Here is a 19,665-nt window from a genome sequence, read left to right as displayed (position 1 = left end):
ATGTTATAAACGCGATAACGCATTTTCTGCCTGCGGGCGCGCGACATAATGCCCCGGCCCGACTAACTGCAATGGAGCGGGCGCGATCTCCTCCCCACGTTTACGGATGTTGCTGGGGATATCGTCCGACAGCAGCACACGCTGCGGCCTGTGCCGGGAAGGATCGGCCACCGGTACTGCCGCCATTAATTTACGGGTATAGGGATGCTGCGGATTTTCAAACACCGCCCGGCGGGGGCCGATTTCCACAATCTGCCCCAGATACATCACCGCCACGCGATGACTGATGCGCTCCACCACCGCCATATCGTGTGAAATAAACAGATACGCGATGCCCATTTCCCGCTGCAAATCGAGCAACAGATTAATGATCTGCCCGCGAATCGAGACATCCAGCGCGGAGACTGACTCATCGGCGATAATCACTTTTGGATTCAGCGCCAGCGCGCGGGCGATGCAGATACGCTGACGCTGGCCGCCAGAAAACTCATGCGGATAACGCCACGCATGTTCCGGGCGCAATCCTACGCGCTCAAGCAACCACGCCACCCGCGACGCGGCCGCCTCGCCTTCCAGCAAACCATGCACCCGCAATGGTTCCATTATGGAGTAACCCACCGTCTGGCGCGGGTCGAGCGAAGCGTAAGGGTCCTGAAAAATAAACTGAATATCTCGCCGTAGCGGCTGTAACTTACCGGCAGGAAGCGTGTCGATCCGCCGCCCGTTGAAGGTAATTTCGCCAGCCTGCGACTCCACCAGCCGCAGCAACGCCCGCCCGGTGGTCGATTTACCACAGCCGGACTCCCCCACCAGCGAGAGCGTTTCGCCAGGCCAGAGATCAAAGCTGACGTTTTCCACCGCATGCACTTCACGGGTCACGCGGTTAAGAATACCGCTACGCAGCGGAAAACGCGTCACCAGGTTGCGCACTTGCAGGATCGGATCGCCTGCCACCACCGTGTCCTGCTCGGTTTGCGGTTCCACACGATCGGGATCGTTCAGTGAAATCAGCGGAAAGCGGCGCGGCAGATCGTGTCCGCTCATCTCGCCTAACTGCGGCACGGCAGCCAGCAGCGCTTTGGTATAAGGGTGCTGCGGCGCGTGGAAAATTTGCTCAACGCTGCCGGTCTCCACCGCTTCACCCTGATACATCACCAGGACGCGATCGGCAATATCGGCCACCACGCCCATGTCATGGGTGATAAAAATCACCCCCATCGACATATCCTGTTGCAGCACTTTGATCAGTTGCAGGATCTGCGCCTGAATCGTGACGTCCAGCGCTGTGGTCGGTTCATCGGCAATCAGCACCGCCGGGCGGCACGACAACGCCATCGCGATCATCACCCGCTGGCGCATCCCGCCGGAAAGCTGATGTGGGTAACGCGATAAGATGGCCTGCGACTCAGGAATACGCACCTGGTCAAGCATCCGTTTCGCTTCCGCCATTGCCTCTTCGCGGCTCGCCCCCTGATGCAGACGAATGGATTCGGCAATCTGCTCGCCCACGGTAAATACCGGGTTAAGCGAGGTCATCGGCTCCTGAAAGATCATGGCGATATCCGCGCCGCGCACGCGCTGCATCTGCGCATCGCTTTGTTCTCCCAGTTCAATGACCTGGCGATTACGCCGCCGAAGCAGCATCTGATCGCAGTGAACGTCGCCGCCCGCCTGCTCGATCAGGCGCATCAACGATAACGCCGTAACGGATTTCCCCGATCCCGATTCGCCGACAATCGCCAGCGTTTCGCCTCGCTGAAGCCGAAACGACACATTGCGCACCGCGCTGACGCGTTGCTGCTCCTGCTCGAACGCAATGTTCAAATTTTTGACCGCCAGTACGTCGCTGGCGTCTAATTCGTGACTGTGTGGCACCTGTTGCTCCTCACTCCCGGTAGATCCCCGTCGTTGGCGTATCTCCGGCATATCCCCAGGCGCGATACATGCCTTCGCTGTTAAAAGGTAGGGCGACGTTGCCTTCATGATCGACGGCAATCAGCCCACCGCTGCCGCCCAGCGCAGGCAATTTCTCCATGACCACACGCTCGCAGGCTTCCGCCAGGCTGAGTCCGCCGTAGTCCATCAGCGCGGCAATATCGTAGGCCGCCAATGCGCGGATAAACACCTCGCCCGTTCCGGTACAGGAAACCGCCGCGCTGGCGTTGTTGGCGTAACACCCAGCCCCGACCAGCGGGCTGTCGCCTACGCGACCAGGCAGTTTATTCGTCATGCCGCCCGTCGACGTGGCCGCCGCCAGATTACCAAACCGATCCCGCGCCACCGCGCCCACGGTGCCCATTTTGGTGGTTTCATCCAACGGCGCGCCGCTATGGTCGAGCACCGTTTCTCCGGCGTCACGCGCCGCCAGCAGTTGCGCATAGCGCTCAGGCGTGGAGAAAAGATCGGCAGAAACGCGCTCCATCCCCCTGGAAGCCGCAAACGCTTCCGCCCCGTCCCCCACCATCAGCACATGCGGGCTTTGCTCCATCACCAGCCTGGCGGCCAGCACCGGGTTGCGTAAATGGCGAACGCCAGCGACAGCGCCTGCGTTAAGCGTATTGCCGTCCATGACGCAGGCATCCAGTTCGTGGGTGGCGTCGCGCGTGTAAACCGCGCCGATCCCGGCATTAAATAATGGGCACTCTTCCAGCAAACGCACCGCTTCCGTCACCACATCCAGCGCGCTTTCGCCCGCCTCCAGCATTTTCTGTCCTGTTTCGACGATGTCCGACAGCGCCTGAATATAGCGCTGTTCCTGCTCCTGGCTCATCTGTGCGCGCGTAATTGCGCCTGCGCCGCCGTGAATAGCAATGACTGCTTTGCCCATTATTTGTCGTCCGTTAGCGGTGGCACACAACTTTCCCTATAAATATCAGAATTGTTGTGAGTTATTGATTCGATTTTTGAATATAGAAAGATGCAGGCGGCATGTAAAGGTAAAGGGCCAGCCCCTAAGTCTGAGGTGGCATACAGCCTGCCCGCATTTTCTGACATAATAGACGGATTCGATTTTGCCTCGCAGGAGTGTTTTCATGGAATTTACCGCCGGACTGATGCCGCTTGAAACGGCGCTCACCCAGATGTTGTCGCGCATTACGCCACTCACGGCATTCGAAACCCTGCCGCTGGTTCACTGTTTTGGCCGCATCCTGGCAAACGATGTGGTCTCCCCGCTGGACGTTCCGGGATTCGATAACGCCGCAATGGACGGTTACGCGGTGCGTTTGGCGGATCTGACCGCTGGTCAACCGCTGCCGGTGGCGGGGAAAGCCTTTGCCGGGCAACCGTTCCAGGGGGAATGGCCTGCTGGCGCCTGTATCCGCATTATGACCGGCGCGCCGGTGCCTGCGGGGTGTGAGGCGGTGGTCATGCAGGAACAGACGGAGCAAACCGACGAGGGCATCAGCTTTACCGCTGACGTTCGTAACGGACAAAACATCCGCCGCCGTGGGGAAGACATCACCCATGACGCCGTGGTTTTCCCGGCGGGGACTCGCCTGACCACCGCAGAACTGCCGGTACTGGCTTCGCTGGGCATCGCCGAAGCGCAGGTCGTGCGCAAAGTGCGCGTGGCGCTGTTCTCCACCGGCGATGAACTGCAATTGCCGGGTCAGCCGCTGGGCGACGGGCAAATTTATGATACCAACCGCTTAACCGTACACTTGATGCTTGAGCAGTTAGGCTGCGAGGTGATCAATCTCGGGATCATTCGCGATAACCCGCAGCAGCTACGCGCCGCCTTTATCGAAGCCGACAGCCAGGCCGATGTGGTCATCAGCTCTGGCGGCGTTTCAGTGGGCGAGGCGGATTACACCAAAACGATCCTTGAAGAGCTGGGAGAAATCGCGTTCTGGAAACTGGCGATTAAACCGGGCAAACCGTTCGCCTTCGGTAAACTGAGCAACAGCTGGTTCTGCGGTCTGCCGGGCAACCCGGTCTCTGCGGCGCTGACGTTCTATCAGCTCGTGCAGCCGTTGCTGGCGAAACTTAGCGGCAATATCGCCAGCGGTCTGCCAGCGCGCCAGCGCGTGCGTACCGCTTCACGGCTGAAGAAAACGCCGGGCCGTCTTGATTTTCAGCGCGGCATTCTGCAACGCACGGCTGACGGCGAACTGGAAGTCACCACCACGGGACACCAGGGTTCGCATATTTTCAGCTCCTTTAGCATGGGTAACTGTTTTATTGTGCTGGAACGCGATCGCGGCAACGTTGACGCGGGCGAATGGGTGGAAGTCGAGCCGTTTAACGCGCTGTTTGGAGGCCTGTAATGGCGGAACTCAGCGACCAGGAGATGATGCGCTACAACCGGCAAATCATTCTGCGAGGGTTCGATTTTGAAGGACAGGAAGCGCTAAAGGATGCGCGGGTGCTGGTCGTTGGCCTGGGCGGACTCGGGTGTGCGGCAACGCAGTACCTCGCGGGCGCGGGCGTTGGGCAGCTCACGCTGCTCGACTTTGACACCGTTTCAGTGTCGAACCTGCAACGCCAGACGCTGCACAGCGATGCCACCGTCGGGCAGCCGAAGGTGGATTCGGCGCGCGAGGCGCTGGCGCGCATCAACCCTTATATCACCCTTACACCGATCAACGCCCTGCTGGACGAACCGGCGCTGAATGCGCTTATCGCCGGGCACGATCTGGTGCTGGACTGTACTGACAATGTTGCCATCCGTAATCAGCTTAATGCCGGATGTTTCGCCGCCAAAGTGCCGCTGGTTTCCGGCGCCGCCATCCGTATGGAAGGACAGATCACCGTCTTTACCTGGCAGGAAGGCGAACCCTGCTACCGCTGTCTGAGCCGTCTGTTTGGCGAGAACGCCCTCACCTGCGTGGAAGCGGGCGTCATGGCGCCGCTGATAGGGGTGATCGGTTCATTGCAGGCGATGGAAGCCATCAAATTGCTGGCGCATTACGGTCAACCCGCATCCGGCAAAATTGTGATGTACGACGCGATGACCTGTCAGTTCCGCGAAATGAAATTAATGCGCAATCCGGGTTGCGAAGTGTGCGGAGCACAGGTGCCGGATGGCGGCTGACGATGGTTTGTAGGCCCGGCAAGCGTAGCGCCCCGGGCATATTGCCGGATGGCGGCTGACGCCTTATCCGGCCTACGATGGTTTGTAGGCCCGGCAAGCGCAGCGCCCCGGGCATGTTGCCGGATGGCGGCGTAAACGCCTTATCCGGCCTACGCGTCGCTCAAAGCGACGTTCGTCCGAACGCGCCTTGCCAGTCTTGCTCAAACTTCGCTACTGCGGCATCGACAGCCGGGTAACTGATAAGCTGCTGCGCGACATCCAGCGGCAGGGTGATGGATTCACACCCGGCCAACAGGCAGTCCAGCGCCTGACGCGGCGTTTTAAAACTGGCCGCCAGCACTTTGGCGTGCGGGGCGTGCATTTTCAGTAGCTGCTGCAAATCATTAACCGTCTGAATACCGTTCCCGCCCTGTGCGTCCACGCGGTTAACGTAAGGCGCAACGTAGTCGGCACCCGCCAGCGCGGATAACAGCCCCTGCGCCGCGCCGTAAACCGCCGTCCCCAGCGTCGGAATACCTTCCGCTTTCAACAATTTAATCGCTGCCAGTCCTTCGGCTGTAACCGGCACTTTTACCACGATATCAGGAATAATCGCCCGCAGCTTACGCGCATCGCTGACCATTCCTTGCGCCGTGCTCGCCATCACCTGAGCGAATAAACGCCCCTGCCCGCCCATCGCGTCGTGCAATTCCGGGAGTAACACCTCCAACGGTTTTTTACCTGCCGCCACGATACTGGGATTCGTCGTCACCCCTGCCAGCGGGAATATACGCGCCAGCGATTTCACGGCCTCAACGTCAGACGTATCCAGATAGAGTTCCATAACCATTCCTCAAACTGTGAGATTTTGCATAGTTTAAGACTATCACGACAAAACCTCTCTGAGAGTTGACCTGCGTCAACATAACTTTCATTCGAAAGTTATTTAATCTTTATACGAAAGAAAGAGAGGCCGTTTATGATTTTCAATATTCAGCGCTATTCTACCCATGATGGCCCCGGCATTCGCACCGTTGTCTTCCTGAAAGGCTGCTCGCTGGGCTGCCGCTGGTGCCAGAACCCGGAAAGCCGCGCACGCGCCAGAGATCTCTTATACGATGCGCGCCTGTGCCTTGACGGGTGCACGCTGTGCGCGCAAGCCGCGCCAGAGGTGATCGAACGCGCGCTGAACGGCCTGCTTATTCATCGCGAAAAACTGACCGATGCGCATATGGATGCCCTCACCCACTGCTGCCCTACTCAGGCGTTAACCGTCTGCGGCGAAACAAAGCGCGTGGAAGAGATCATGGACACCGTACTGCGCGACAAGCCGTTTTACGATCGCAGCGGCGGCGGTATAACGCTCTCCGGCGGCGAGCCCTTTATGCAGCCGGAACTGGCCGCCGCGTTGTTCAAAGCCAGCCATGATGCGGGTATCCATACCGCGGTCGAAACCTGTCTGCACGTACCGTGGAAATATATCGAACCGTCCCTGCCGAATGTCGATCTGTTCCTCGCCGATTTAAAACACGTTGCCGAGGCGCCGTTTAAGCAGTGGACCGATGGCAGCGCTTCTCGCGTACTGGAAAACCTGAAAAAGCTCGCTGCCGCCGGTAAAAAAATGATCATCCGCGTGCCGCTCATTCAGGGTTTTAACGCCGATGAAGAGGCGATCAAAGCCATTACCGATTTTGCCGCCGACGAACTGCACGTCGGTGAGATCCATTTTCTGCCCTATCACACGCTGGGCATCAATAAATACCACTTACTCAGTCAGCCCTACTATGCCCCGGACAAACCACTTGATGCGCCCGCGTTGCTTGATTTTGCGCAGCAGTACGCCAGCAGCAAAGGTTTAACCGCGACTTTACGAGGATAATCCCATGACCACACTGAAACTGGATACGCTCAGCGACCGCATCAAAGCGCATAAAACCGCGCTGGTGCACATTGTGAAGCCGCCCGTATGTACGGAGCGCGCGCAGCACTACACCGAGATGTATCAGCAACATCTGGATAAGCCGATTCCGGTTCGTCGCGCGCTGGCGCTGGCGCATCATCTGGCGGAACGCACTATCTGGATCAAACATGACGAACTGATTATCGGCAACCAGGCAAGCGAAGTGCGCGCCGCGCCGATCTTCCCGGAATACACCGTCTCGTGGATTGAAAAAGAGATCGACGATCTGGCCGATCGCCCTGGCGCCGGTTTTGCGGTCAGCGAAGAGAACAAACGCGTTTTACACGCCGTGTGCCCGTGGTGGCGTGGTCAGACGGTACAGGACCGCTGCTACGGCATGTTTACCGATGAGCAAAAAGGCCTGCTGGAAACCGGCATCATTAAAGCCGAGGGCAACATGACCTCCGGCGACGCGCATCTGGCGGTAAACTTCCCGCTGCTGCTGGAAAAAGGTCTTGATGGTCTGCGTGACAAAGTGGCGGAACGCCGTTCGCGCATTGACCTGACCGTACTGGAAGACCTGCACGGCGAGCAGTTCCTGAAGGCGATTGATATCGTGCTGGGGGCGGTCAGCCTGCACATCAAACGTTTTGCCAACCTGGCGCGTCAGATGGCGGCGACAGAAAGCCGTGAAAGCCGCCGTGACGAACTGCTGGCGATGGCGGAGAACTGCGATCTCATCGCCCATCAGCCGCCGCAGACGTTCTGGCAGGCGCTGCAACTGTGCTATTTCATCCAGCTGATTTTGCAAATCGAGTCTAACGGTCACTCCGTCTCGTTTGGACGTATGGACCAGTATCTCTGGCCGTATTACCGTCGTGATGTGGAGCAAAACCAGACGCTGGATCGCGAACACGCGATTGAACTGCTGCACAGCTGCTGGCTGAAGCTGCTGGAAGTGAACAAGATCCGCTCCGGCTCTCACTCCAAAGCCTCAGCGGGCAGCCCGCTGTATCAGAACGTCACCATTGGCGGTCAGAGTCTGGTCAACGGTCAGCCGGTGGATGCGGTCAATCCGCTCTCTTACGCTATTCTGGAGTCCTGCGGCCGCCTGCGTTCCACCCAGCCGAACCTCAGCGTGCGCTATCACGCCGGAATGAGCAACGACTTCCTCGATGCCTGCGTGCAGGTTATTCGCTGCGGCTTTGGGATGCCCGCGTTCAACAACGACGAAATCGTTATCCCGGAATTTATTAAACTCGGTATCGACCCACAAGACGCTTACGACTACGCGGCCATCGGCTGTATCGAAACCGCCGTGGGTGGCAAATGGGGCTACCGCTGCACCGGCATGAGCTTCATTAACTTTGCCCGCGTGATGCTGGCAGCGCTGGAAGGCGGTCGCGACGCCACCAGCGGTAAGGTCTTCCTGCCGCAGGAAAAGGCGCTCTCCGCCGGTAACTTCACCAGCTTCGATGAAGTGATGGATGCCTGGGATACGCAGATTCGCTACTACACGCGCAAGTCGATCGAAATCGAGTACGTGGTTGACACCATGCTGGAAGAGAACGTCCATGACATTCTCTGCTCGGCGCTGGTGGATGATTGCATCGAACGCGCGAAGAGCATCAAGCAAGGCGGCGCGAAATATGACTGGGTTTCCGGTTTGCAGGTCGGTATCGCTAACCTCGGCAACAGCCTGGCGGCGGTGAAAAAACTGGTCTTTGAACAGGGGGCTATCGGCCAACAGCAACTTGCCGCCGCACTGGCCGATGACTTTGAAGGCCTCACTCATGAACAGTTACGCCAGCGACTGATCAACGGCGCGCCAAAATACGGTAACGACGATGACACCGTCGATACCCTGCTGGCCCGCGCTTATCAGACCTATATCGACGAGCTGAAGCAGTATCACAACCCGCGTTACGGTCGCGGCCCGACGGGCGGCAACTATTACGCCGGAACCTCGTCCATCTCTGCAAACGTACCGTTTGGCGCGGCAACGATGGCGACGCCGGATGGCCGTAAAGCGCATACCCCGCTGGCGGAAGGGGCAAGCCCGGCTTCCGGTACTGACCATCTCGGTCCAACGGCGGTTATTGGCTCCGTCGGCAAACTGCCTACCGGCTCAATTCTCGGCGGCGTGTTGCTCAACCAGAAGCTGAACCCGGCGACGCTGGAGAACGAATCCGACAAGCAGAAGCTGATGGTACTGCTGCGCACTTTCTTCGAAGTGCATAAAGGCTGGCATATTCAGTACAACATCGTGTCGCGCGAAACGCTGCTGGACGCGAAAAAGCACCCGGATCAGTATCGCGATCTGGTGGTCAGGGTGGCCGGTTATTCCGCCTTCTTTACCGCGCTGTCGCCGGATGCGCAGGACGATATCATCGCCCGTACTGAACATATGTTGTAAAAATACGCCCGGTGGCGCTTCGCTTACCAGGCCTACATATTCCCCCGTAGGCCGGATAAGGCGAAGCCGCCACCCGGCTTTCTGACTTTCATTCGAAATTAAATTTGTGCTCCCCGTCACCTTGTTATTAGAATGTTTCTGGTCGCAGTTTTGAGCCAGGAGCAATGTATGACCGTTAAAGTTATCGTCACTGATATGGACGGAACTTTTCTCGACGACGCCAAAAAGTACGATCACGCACGATTTATGGCGCAGTATCAGGAACTAAAAAAACGCGGCATCGAATTTGTCGTCGCCAGCGGCAACCAGTATTACCAACTCATTTCCTTTTTCCCCGAGCTGAAAGACGAAATTTCCTTCGTCGCGGAAAATGGCGCGCTGGTTTATGAGCATGGCAAGCAGCTGTTTCATGGCGAACTGACCCGGCATGAATCCCGTATTGTGATTGGCGAGCTGTTAAAAGATAAGCAGCTTAATTTTGTCGCCTGCGGCCTGAAAAGCGCTTATGTCAGCGAACATGCGCCGGAATCTTTTGTGGCGCTGATGTCGAAGCACTACCACCGTCTGCAACCCGTGAAGGATTACCAGGACATTGACGATGTTCTGTTTAAGTTTTCACTGAACCTGCCAGACCAGCAGATCCCCTTCGTGGTTGATGCGCTGCATACGTCGCTGGACGGCATTATGAAACCCGTGACCAGCGGCTTCGGCTTCATCGACTTAATCATACCGGGATTACACAAAGCGAACGGCATCAGCCGTCTGTTGAAACGCTGGGATCTTTCGCCGCAAAATGTGGTGGCGATTGGCGACAGCGACAACGATGCGGAAATGCTGAAAATGGCGCGGTATGCTTTCGCGATGGCGAACGCCGCAGACAACATCAAAGCCCTCAGCCGTTATCATACCGATGATAACAACCATCAGGGAGCGTTAAACGTGATTCAGGCCGTACTGGATAACGCCCCGCCTTTTAACATCTGATTCCAGATACCGGAGCGCTGCTCCGGTTTCCTCCTGCTTTTCCATTCTGCGTACCGCATCAAGTTTTTAAACTTGCATTAACTTATTTATAACTTATATTGTCATTTGTAATTAATTTAAGTTTCGAATGAAAGTCAATGCGAGGTGGTTATGGCTTTAACCTTCACAAGCGATACATTACCGGCCGATCATAAAGCGGCGATCCGGCAGATGAAGCAGGCGTTGCGGGCGCAGCTCGGTGATGTGCAGGGCGTTTTTGACAGGCTCAGCGAGGTGATTGCCACACGCGTGGCGGAAATCAATACGCTCAAAGCGCAGGGCGATGCCGTCTGGCCTGCGCTGTCTTACGCGGATATCCAGTCTGGCGCCATCACGGCAGCGCAGCGTGAACAGATCAAGCGGCGTGGATGCGCGGTCATTAAGGGCCATTTCCCGCGGGAACAGGCGCTGGCATGGGATCAATCCATGCTGGATTATCTGGATCGCAACCATTTTGATGAGGTGTACAAAGGTCCCGGCGATAACTTCTTCGGCACGTTAACCGCCTCCCGCCCTGAAATTTATCCGATTTACTGGTCGCAGGCGCAGATGCAGGCTCGTCAGAGCGAAGAGATGGCGAACGTTCAGTCTTTCCTTAATCGGCTGTGGACATTTGAAAGCGACGGCAGACAGTGGTTCAACCCGGATATCAGCGTGATCTACCCGGATCGCATCCGCCGCCGCCCGCCCGGCACCACCTCAAAAGGTCTGGGGGCGCATACCGATTCCGGCGCGCTGGAACGCTGGCTGCTGCCCGCCTATCAACGGGTTTTCGCCAGTATCTTTAACGGCGAACTGGAGAAGTACGATCCCTGGCATGCCGCCTACCGTACCGAAGTCGAAGAGTATACGGTCGATAACACCACCAAATGCTCGGTTTTCCGCACCTTCCAGGGGTGGACGGCGCTGTCAGATATGCTGCCGGGCCAGGGCTTGCTGCATGTGGTGCCGATTCCAGAAGCGATGGCGTATATTCTGTTACGCCCCCTGCTGGATGACGTTCCTGAAGATGAACTGTGCGGCGTTGCACCAGGCCGGGTGCTGCCGGTTTCGCAACAATGGCATCCGCTGCTGATTGAGGCATTGACCAGTATTCCGCAACTGGAGGCCGGGGACTCCGTCTGGTGGCATTGCGATGTGATCCACTCCGTCGCGCCGGTGGAAAATCAGCAAGGCTGGGGGAACGTGATGTACATCCCCGCCGCGCCGATGTGTGAGAAAAACCTGGCTTACGCGCACAAGGTCAAAGCCGCGCTGGAAACGGGCGCATCGCCAGGCGATTTCCCGCGTGAAGATTACGAAACAAACTGGGAAGGCCGTTTTACGCTGAGCGATCTGAACGTTCACGGAAAACGCGCGCTGGGCATGAGTTAAGCGTCATACAGCCCTTCCCGCTCTACGGCGGTGCGTCGTTTCCCTGGACGTATCCGCCGCACCGACTCCCGCACCGTCAACGTGCCGTTCAGCAACAGCGTACCGATTGGCGCATTCGGACGAACCAGACGTTGTTGCAGCATATGTACCGCCTCCGTCCCCAGCTCATCGCGCGGCACATGCACTGCTGTTAACGGCACATCCTGAATTTCCGCCAGATTAAAGCCGTCAATACTCATCACCGACACATCCTGCGGCACGCGAAGGCCGCGCTTTTGCAACGCGCTGATGACGCCCGCCGCCATAAAATCACCGCCGACCAAAAACGCCGTCGGCAACGCCTTATCCGGCGTATTCGCCAGCCATTCGCTGACCCGCTGCTCCGCCTCTTTCGCACTGAAACTCGGCGATACCAGTAAATCCCGCTTATCGTTAAATTTCAGATTATGGGTTTGCCAGGCGTCGCGAATGCCGGCCAGACGCAGCTCCATCGTGTAGCGACGCAGACAGAGCACCGTCATCACGTCGCGATGCCCCATTGAAAAAAGATAATCAGCGGCAAGTTCGCCAATGGCGCGATGATCGGGCGAAACGGCTGGCAAACGCATTCGCTGGTCGCGGCAATTAATCAGTACGCAGGGTTTCCCCACGTCCACTGCCAAATCGTGAATATGCGGATCGTCAATCCCTAACAAAATCGCCGCCTGCGTTTCCGCTTCGTTCATCCGCGCGAGGAAAAGCTGCGCGTCACTGTCCAGCTCCTCAAGCGCGCAATAACGCAGCCGTACTTCATACGCCGTCAGCCCTTTACTCACGTTCTGAATCACGCGGTAGTAAAAGATGTCGGACCGCTCATCAAACGCCCGCTGCGGCGCAAAGACCACCAGACTATTCAGCAACAGCCTGCCTGCCGCCATCCCGTCCATGACGCCCAGCTCCCGCGCGCACTCCAGCACTTTGTTGCGCGCTTTTTCACTGGTATTTGCCTTCCCCGCCAGCACGCGGGAGACGGTGCTGACGGAAAGCTGCGTCCGCGCGGCAATTTCGCTGATTTTGAGCCTTTTATCCATTTTGTGATCTTGCTCCATTTGCTAAATGAAAAAATTTTCATAACGCACAAACAGGGAAATAACTGGCTTAACGTCCATCTTGCCAGAGCGATACCGTTAGTAATGAGAAAACTTGCACAAAATCCACTATTGCCCGCTCATTTTCTCACTTAACCTGAACTTGTCACACAACTTACATACTAGTTGTATAGCAACTAAGAATAAATAAAAAGATAACTTTCAATGAGATAACAAAATTTGTGTGACATCAAAACGTTTATTTCCCCTACCGTCCGTCTTGTGGAGAAAAGAAATGAGTCAGGACATCAATAACACTGTCGCCGCGAGTAAAACCCGCCGCGTCATCAAAAATTTGCGCTGGTATGTGCTGGTGCTGTTCTTACTGGGTGTGACCGTTAACTACATCACGCGTAACTCGCTGGGTATCCTGGCGCCGGAGCTAAAAGAGAGTCTGGGGATCACCACCGAGCAATACTCCTGGATTGTCGGCGCGTTCCAGATTGCCTACACCATTTTCCAGCCCCTGTGCGGCTGGCTGATCGATGTGATTGGCCTGAAGATTGGCTTTATGGTCTGCGCCGGGATCTGGGCGCTGATGTGTATCTTCCACGCGGGCGCCGGAAGCTGGCTGCATCTGGCGATTTTGCGCTTCTTTATGGGCGCATCTGAAGCGGCCGCTACGCCAGCCAACGCCAAAACCATCGGCGAATGGTTCCCGAAATCAGAGCGTCCGGTCGCGGCGGGCTGGGCAGGCGTCGGCTTCTCAATTGGCGCCATGCTGGCGCCGCCAATCATCTACTTCGCGCACGCCTCATTCGGCTGGCAGGGCGCATTTATGTTTACCGGCGTGCTGGCACTGCTGTGGGTGATCCTGTGGTGGGCGTTCTACCATAACCCGGAACAGCACCCGAACCTGAGTGAAGAGGAGCTGGAGTATATCAAGCAGGATAACGAGCCTCCGGCCGTGAAACTGCCCTTCCTGACCGCGCTGAAAACCGTGTCGAAAAATAAACGTTTCTACGGTATCGCGATCCCGGCCTTTATGGCAGAACCGGCCTGGGCGGTGCTGAGCTTCTGGGTGCCGCTGTATCTGGCGAAGGAACACGGCATGGATCTGAAGCAGATCGCCATGTTTGCCTGGCTGCCGTTCCTCGCCGCCGATCTCGGCAGCGTGGCGAGCGGCTACCTCACCCGCCTGTATACCCGTCTGTTTGGCTGCTCTCGCGTTAATTCCGTGGTGGCAAGCTCCGTGACCGGCGCGTTTCTGATGATTTCTCTCGGCATCGTGGCCATTACCCGCGATCCGTATATCACCATCGTGCTGATCTCCATCGGCGGCTTCGGTCATCAGATCATCTCCTGCATGCTGAGCGCGCTGGTCGTGGAGTCTTTTGATAAAGGCCAGATGGCGACCGTCAACGGAATGCGCGGCTCTGCGGCGTGGATCGCCAGCTTCCTCTTCTCTCTGTTAATTGGCGTTACCGCCGACAAAATCGGCTTTAACCCGCTCTTTATCGCCATGGGGTTCTTTGACCTGATTGGCGCTGTTTTCCTGGTGGCATTTATTGCTGAACGTCGCGCCAAGCGCGCCTGATAGTGGATGTATTGCGTATGAAAACCCTGAAAAACTGGATTGTAGAGAAACAGTCGGCCCATCATCTGGAACTGCTGGTCGATGGTCAACACCATCTGTGCCTGTACGTACTGGAAGAAAATCTGTTTCGCGTGCTGATCAAACGTAAAGGCGAACTGGCATTAGACAGAACCTGGAGTATCGCCCCGGCGCAGGATGTGCCGTGGGAAGGCCGCAGCCGTGAGGATGTCAGCGGCTTTAGCTGCCCGGCCTGGCAACTGACGCAGCAGGATGGCGCGCTGATTGTCGCTACTGAGCAACTGCGCGTGACCGTCCACCAGCCGCTGTGGCTGGAGTGGCACTACCGTGACGAGGCGGGCGACTGGCAGCCGCTGGTCAACGACCGCCCCACCAGCGCCTATCTGCTGAACGCTCACGGCGACGGCGTAGCGCACTATTTAAGCCGCCGTAAAGATGAACGTTTTTACGGTCTGGGCGAGAAAGCGGGCGACCTGCAACGCAACGGCCAACGCTATGAGATGCGCAACCTTGACGCGATGGGCTATAACGCGGTCAGCACCGATCCGCTGTACAAACATATTCCATTCACCATCGCCCGCCGCGATGACGTCAGCTACGGTCTGTTTTACGACAACCTGAGCAGTTGCTGGCTGGATCTGGGCAATGAAATCGACAACTATCACACCGCCTATCGCCGCTGGCAGGCGGAAGCGGGCGATATCGATTACTACATCTTTACCGGCAAGCGTGTGCTGGATGTCACCAAAGCCTTTGTGCGCCTGACGGGGAAAACCCTGTTCGGGCCGAAGTGGAGCCTGGGTTACAGCGGCTCGACCATGCATTACACCGATGCGCCGGACGCGCAAAACCAGCTGATGAACTTTATCCGTCTGTGCAATGAACACGCGATTCCGTGCGATTCGTTCCAGCTTTCATCTGGCTACACCTCCATTAACGGCAAACGCTACGTCTTTAACTGGAACTACAACAAGGTGCCGCAGCCGAAAGTGATGACCCAGGCATTCCACGATGCGGGGTTGAAGCTGGCGGCCAACATTAAACCGTGTCTGTTGCAGGATCACCCGCGCTACAACGAAGTCGCGGAAAGCGGGTTATTTATTCGTGATTCGGAAACCGACGCGCCGGAACGTTCAAGTTTCTGGGATGACGAAGGTTCTAACCTTGATTTCACCAATCCGCAAACCGTCGCCTGGTGGCAGGAAGGCGTCACCACACAGTTGCTGGAGATGGGGATCGACTCCACCTGGAACGACAACAACGAGTTTGAAGTGTGGGATGGCGAAGCCCGCTGCCACGGCTTTGGCCGCGAAATCGCCATCAAACATATTCGCCCGGTCATGCCGCTGTTGATGATGCGCGCCTCGCTGGAAGCGCAGCAGCGCTTTGCGCCGGAAAAACGCCCGTACCTGATATCCCGTTCCGGCTGCGCCGGGATGCAGCGCTACGTGCAAACCTGGAGCGGCGATAACCGCACCAACTGGGATACCCTGCGCTACAACACCCGCATGGGGCTGGGGATGAGTCTGTCCGGGCTGTATAACGTGGGTCACGACATCGGCGGTTTCTCTGGCGATAAACCGGATGCGGAGCTGTTCGTGCGCTGGGTACAGAACGGCGTGATGCACCCTCGCTTTACCATCCACTCATGGAATGACGATCATACGGTGAATGAGCCGTGGATGTACCCGGGCGTGACGCCGGCGATTCGTAGCGCGATTGAGCTACGTTACCGTCTGCTGCCCTACTTCTACACGCTGCTGTGGCAGGCGCACGCCGACGACGAGCCGATGCTGCGCCCCACTTTCCTCGACCACGAGCACGACGCGCAAACCTTCGCAGAGTGCGACGACTTCCTGCTTGGCCGCGATATTCTGGTGGCAAGCGTGGTGGAACCCGGTCAACGTGAACGCCGCGTCTGGCTGCCGGATAACGAAACCGGCTGGTACGATTTCGATAGCCACGAATGGTTCTCTGGCGGCCAGTGGATCACGCTGAACGCGCCGCTGGAAAAACTGCCGTTGCTGGTACGCGCCGGTGCAGGCCTGCCGCTGAGCGAACGGATCACCCATGTCAGCGCTGAACGCGACGATACCCGCGAGCTGAAACTGTTCCCGGTCAAAGGCGTGGGGACAACGTCCGGTCTGCTGTTTGAAGACGATGGCGAAAGCTGGGGTTATCAGACGGGCAATGCCTTGTGGGTGGAATGGGAGATGGTGTGCGATGGGGCGACCGTCAACCTGAAGATCAACGCGCGTGGCGACTATCGTCCGGCATGGAACATGTTGAAGGTATCGTTACCGGTAGGGGAAAAACGTACGCTGCGGGTGAACGACGTTGAAGGGAGTGAGTGGGTGCTCTGAAAACTGCCGGGGGGCGGCTTCGCCTTACCCGGCCTACAAACTGTAGCGTAGGCCCGGTAAGCGTAGCGCCACCGGGCTTTTTTTTAGCCGTCGATCCCTTTACTACGCAGATAATCTTCGTAGTTGCCGCTGAAGTCCACCACACGCTGCGGCGTAATTTCCAGCACGCGCGTCGCCAGCGAGCTAACAAACTCACGGTCGTGAGAAACGAAAATCAGCGTGCCCTGATACATCTCCAGCGCCATGTTCAGCGATTCGATCGATTCCATATCCAGGTGGTTGGTCGGTTCGTCCATCACCAGGATATTCGGTTTCTGCATCATCAGCTTACCGAACAACATACGCCCTTTTTCACCACCGGAGAGCACCTTCGCCGGTTTTCTGATATCGTCCTGGCTGAACAACAGACGGCCAAGAATGCTGCGTACAGCCTGCTCGTCATCGCCTTCCTGCTTCCACTGACTCATCCATTCAAACACCGTCAGGTCATTTTCGAACTCATATTCGTGATCCTGCGCGTAATACCCAATGCGCGCGTTCTCTGACCACTTCACGGTGCCGTTATCCGGCGCCAGATCGCCCACCAGCGTTTTCAGCAACGTGGATTTACCCACGCCGTTAGTCCCGAGTACCGCAAGCTTTTCGCCCACTTCCAGCAGCAGATTAACGCCCTTGAACAGCGGGCCGTTATCAAAGCCTTTCGCGAGCGCTTCCACTTCCAGCGCGTTACGGAACAGCTTCTTATCCTGTTCAAAACGGATGAACGGGTTCTGACGGCTGGAGGCCTTCACCTCATCAAGCTTAATTTTATCAATCTGACGGGCACGAGACGTTGCCTGGCGAGACTTAGACGCGTTAGCGCTAAAGCGGCTGACGAAAGATTGCAGGTCTGCAATCTGCGCCTTTTTCTTGGCGTTATCGGCCAGCAGGCGTTCACGCGCCTGGGTGGCGGCAGTCATATACTCGTCGTAGTTACCCGGGTAAATGCGCAGTTCGCCGTAATCCAGATCCGCCATGTGGGTGCACACCATATTCAGGAAGTGACGGTCGTGCGAAATGATGATCATGGTGCTGTCACGTTCGTTCAGTACCTGCTCCAGCCAACGGATCGTGTCGATGTCGAGGTTGTTGGTCGGTTCATCAAGCAGCAGGATATCGGGGTCGGAAAACAGCGCCTGCGCCAGCAGGACACGCAGCTTCCAGCCTGGCGCGACTTCGCTCATCGGGCCGTAGTGCTGCTCAACCGGAATACCCACGCCCAGCAGCAGTTCGCCCGCGCGCGCTTCGGCAGAGTAACCATCCATTTCGCCGTATTTCACTTCCAGATCGGCCACTTTATAGCCATCTTCTTCGCTCATTTCCGGCAGCGCGTAGATGCGGTCGCGTTCCTGTTTCACTTCCCACAGTTCAACATGCCCCATGATCACCGTGTCGAGTACGCTGAACTCTTCGAAGGCAAACTGATCCTGGCGCAGCTTACCGATACGCTCGTTCGGATCGAGAGAGACGTTGCCCAGCGTCGGTTCGAGATCGCCGCCGAGGATTTTCATAAAGGTGGATTTACCGCTACCGTTGGCGCCAATCAGGCCGTAACGGTTGCCGCCGCCAAATTTGACGGAAATATTTTCAAACAGCGGCTTGCTGCCGAACTGCATGGTGACGTTGCTGGAAACTAACACTGGCGTATCCTGAAAAATATGTGACAAACCGCTTATTATGCCACAAGTCTTAAATAAGATCGCGCCTCACGGTAAGCCGCTAAAATTGTCCTCACGGGAAAAAAATGTGATTTCGTACACATCTGAATTCCCACTTAACGGGAATGCACATATAATGCGCTCCCAACATGACAGAATTCTCAACCCAATAGCCTGCCAGGCACTGAATCTCGCATAACATGAATATGAAATTAACAACGTTTTTCGCGGCGGCCCTCGCTGTAGTTGGCTTTTGCAGCACCGCCTCAGCGGTGACTTATCCTTTACCGACCGATGGCAGTCGCGTCGTTGGTCAAAACCAGGTGATCACTATCCCGGAAGGCAATACCCAACCGCTGGAGTATTTTGCGGCTGAATACCAGATGGGGCTGTCTAACATGCTGGAAGCGAACCCGGGTGTTGATACCTTCCTGCCAAAAGGCGGTACGGTGCTGAACATTCCTCAGCAGCTGATCCTGCCGGACACCGTGCATGAAGGCATTGTCATTAACAGTGCGGAAATGCGTCTGTACTACTACCCGAAAGGCACCAACACGGTGATCGTCCTGCCGATTGGTATCGGTCAATTAGGGAAAGACACGCCAATCAACTGGACAACGAAAGTTGAGCGTAAGAAAGCAGGCCCGACCTGGACGCCGACGGCGAAAATGCATGCCGAATACCGCGCGGCGGGCGAACCGCTGCCTGCCGTCGTGCCGGCTGGCCCGGATAACCCGATGGGTCTGTACGCGCTGTACATTGGTCGTCTGTATGCGATTCATGGCACCAACGCCAACTTCGGTATCGGCCTGCGCGTCAGCCACGGCTGCGTCCGTCTGCGTAACGACGACATCAAGTTCCTGTTTGAAAATGTGCCGGTCGGCACCCGCGTACAGTTTATCGACGAGCCGGTGAAAGCGACCACTGAGCCAGATGGCAGCCGTTACATTGAAGTCCATAACCCTCTGTCTACCACAGAAGCGCAGTTCGAAGGCGGCGAGATCGTACCGATTAACCTGAACAAAAGCGTTCAGAGCGTCACCAGCCAGCCTGATGTCGATCAGTCTGTGGTTGAGCAGGCCGTTCAGAACCGTTCCGGTATGCCGGTTCGTCTGAACTGATCAGAGCCATGTGCCGGGTGGCGACTCTCGCCTTACCCGGCCTACCGCATCGGCCCGATAAGCGTAGCGCCATCG

At 57.0% G+C, this 19,665-nt stretch carries 14 protein-coding genes; 9 read left to right on the top strand and 5 right to left on the bottom strand.

Annotated features, from left to right (window positions below; translation table 11 throughout):
* Positions 1-3: 3 nt before the first annotated feature.
* Together gsiA and iaaA are read right to left on the bottom strand one after the other, a co-directional pair.
* On the bottom strand, positions 4-1,875 hold the full coding sequence (gene gsiA / locus OGV82_RS07725) for a glutathione ABC transporter ATP-binding protein GsiA (protein ID WP_024130503.1): 1,872 nt from the start codon (positions 1,873-1,875) through the stop codon (positions 4-6).
* A 10-nt stretch (positions 1,876-1,885) separates the two neighbouring features.
* Positions 1,886-2,827 carry a beta-aspartyl-peptidase gene (iaaA, locus tag OGV82_RS07720; protein ID WP_012133130.1) on the bottom strand — a complete coding sequence of 314 codons (942 nt, stop codon included), beginning with the start codon at positions 2,825-2,827 and terminating at the stop codon, positions 1,886-1,888.
* 205 nt (positions 2,828-3,032) lie between these two features.
* Between iaaA and moeA the strand changes: the two genes are divergently transcribed.
* Both moeA and moeB read left to right on the top strand, forming a co-directional pair.
* Positions 3,033-4,268, top strand: a complete 1,236-nt coding sequence (gene moeA / locus OGV82_RS07715; protein WP_047457923.1) for a molybdopterin molybdotransferase MoeA — start codon at positions 3,033-3,035, stop codon at positions 4,266-4,268.
* On the top strand, positions 4,268-5,035 hold the full coding sequence (gene moeB, locus OGV82_RS07710; RefSeq protein ID WP_012133132.1) for a molybdopterin-synthase adenylyltransferase MoeB: 768 nt from the start codon (positions 4,268-4,270) through the stop codon (positions 5,033-5,035). Before moeA ends, moeB begins: the two co-directional genes overlap by 1 nt.
* A gap of 160 nt (positions 5,036-5,195) precedes the next feature.
* Here moeB and fsa read toward each other — a convergent pair whose 3' ends face one another.
* Positions 5,196-5,858, bottom strand: a complete 663-nt coding sequence (gene fsa / locus OGV82_RS07705) for a fructose-6-phosphate aldolase (RefSeq protein ID WP_047457926.1) — start codon at positions 5,856-5,858, stop codon at positions 5,196-5,198.
* A 135-nt stretch (positions 5,859-5,993) separates the two neighbouring features.
* Between fsa and OGV82_RS07700 the strand changes: the two genes are divergently transcribed.
* The 4 genes from OGV82_RS07700 (at position 5,994) to OGV82_RS07685 (ending at position 11,727) form a co-directional block, all read left to right on the top strand.
* The gene (locus OGV82_RS07700) at positions 5,994-6,893 is read left to right on the top strand and encodes a glycyl-radical enzyme activating protein (protein ID WP_012133135.1); all 900 of its coding nucleotides are present in this window, start codon (positions 5,994-5,996) and stop codon (positions 6,891-6,893) included.
* Between the two features lie 4 nt (positions 6,894-6,897).
* Positions 6,898-9,330 (top strand): glycyl radical protein, encoded by a 2,433-nt coding sequence (locus tag OGV82_RS07695; RefSeq protein WP_047457931.1) that lies wholly within the window; start codon positions 6,898-6,900, stop codon positions 9,328-9,330.
* A gap of 168 nt (positions 9,331-9,498) precedes the next feature.
* A complete protein-coding gene (locus OGV82_RS07690) occupies positions 9,499-10,314 on the top strand; it encodes a Cof-type HAD-IIB family hydrolase (RefSeq protein ID WP_047457934.1) in 816 nt (271 codons plus the stop codon).
* Positions 10,315-10,464: 150 nt separating this feature from the next.
* Entirely contained in the window at positions 10,465-11,727 is a 1,263-nt protein-coding gene (locus tag OGV82_RS07685; protein WP_047457936.1) for a DUF1479 domain-containing protein, read from the top strand.
* On the opposite strand, the gene OGV82_RS07680 is transcribed toward OGV82_RS07685, so the two are convergent.
* Complete coding sequence (locus tag OGV82_RS07680; RefSeq protein ID WP_024130506.1) at positions 11,724-12,797, bottom strand: LacI family DNA-binding transcriptional regulator; 1,074 nt, start codon at positions 12,795-12,797, stop codon at positions 11,724-11,726. The two genes, OGV82_RS07685 and OGV82_RS07680, sit on opposite strands and share 4 nt — an antisense overlap.
* 292 nt (positions 12,798-13,089) lie before the next feature.
* On the opposite strand from OGV82_RS07680, the gene OGV82_RS07675 reads away from it, so the two are divergent.
* Entirely contained in the window at positions 13,090-14,391 is a 1,302-nt protein-coding gene (locus OGV82_RS07675) for an MFS transporter (RefSeq protein ID WP_012133145.1), read from the top strand.
* A 17-nt stretch (positions 14,392-14,408) separates the two neighbouring features.
* Positions 14,409-16,772 carry a glycoside hydrolase family 31 protein gene (locus tag OGV82_RS07670; protein ID WP_145991259.1) on the top strand — a complete coding sequence of 788 codons (2,364 nt, stop codon included), beginning with the start codon at positions 14,409-14,411 and terminating at the stop codon, positions 16,770-16,772.
* A gap of 83 nt (positions 16,773-16,855) precedes the next feature.
* Here the strand turns inward: OGV82_RS07670 and OGV82_RS07665 are convergent, their stop codons facing one another.
* Positions 16,856-18,451 (bottom strand): ABC-F family ATPase, encoded by a 1,596-nt coding sequence (locus OGV82_RS07665; RefSeq protein WP_047457942.1) that lies wholly within the window; start codon positions 18,449-18,451, stop codon positions 16,856-16,858.
* A gap of 218 nt (positions 18,452-18,669) precedes the next feature.
* Between OGV82_RS07665 and ldtB the strand changes: the two genes are divergently transcribed.
* A complete protein-coding gene (ldtB, locus tag OGV82_RS07660) occupies positions 18,670-19,590 on the top strand; it encodes a L,D-transpeptidase (protein WP_012133148.1) in 921 nt (306 codons plus the stop codon).
* The last annotated feature ends 75 nt before the right edge of the window (positions 19,591-19,665 follow it).

Origin of the sequence: Citrobacter sp. CK191, from assembly GCF_030333435.1 — a bacterium.
Taxonomy (GTDB): Bacteria; Pseudomonadota; Gammaproteobacteria; order Enterobacterales; family Enterobacteriaceae; genus Citrobacter_B; species Citrobacter_B koseri.
The sequence above is the reverse complement of the archived record's forward strand: the minus strand, read 5'-3'. Positions and strand labels throughout refer to the sequence as shown.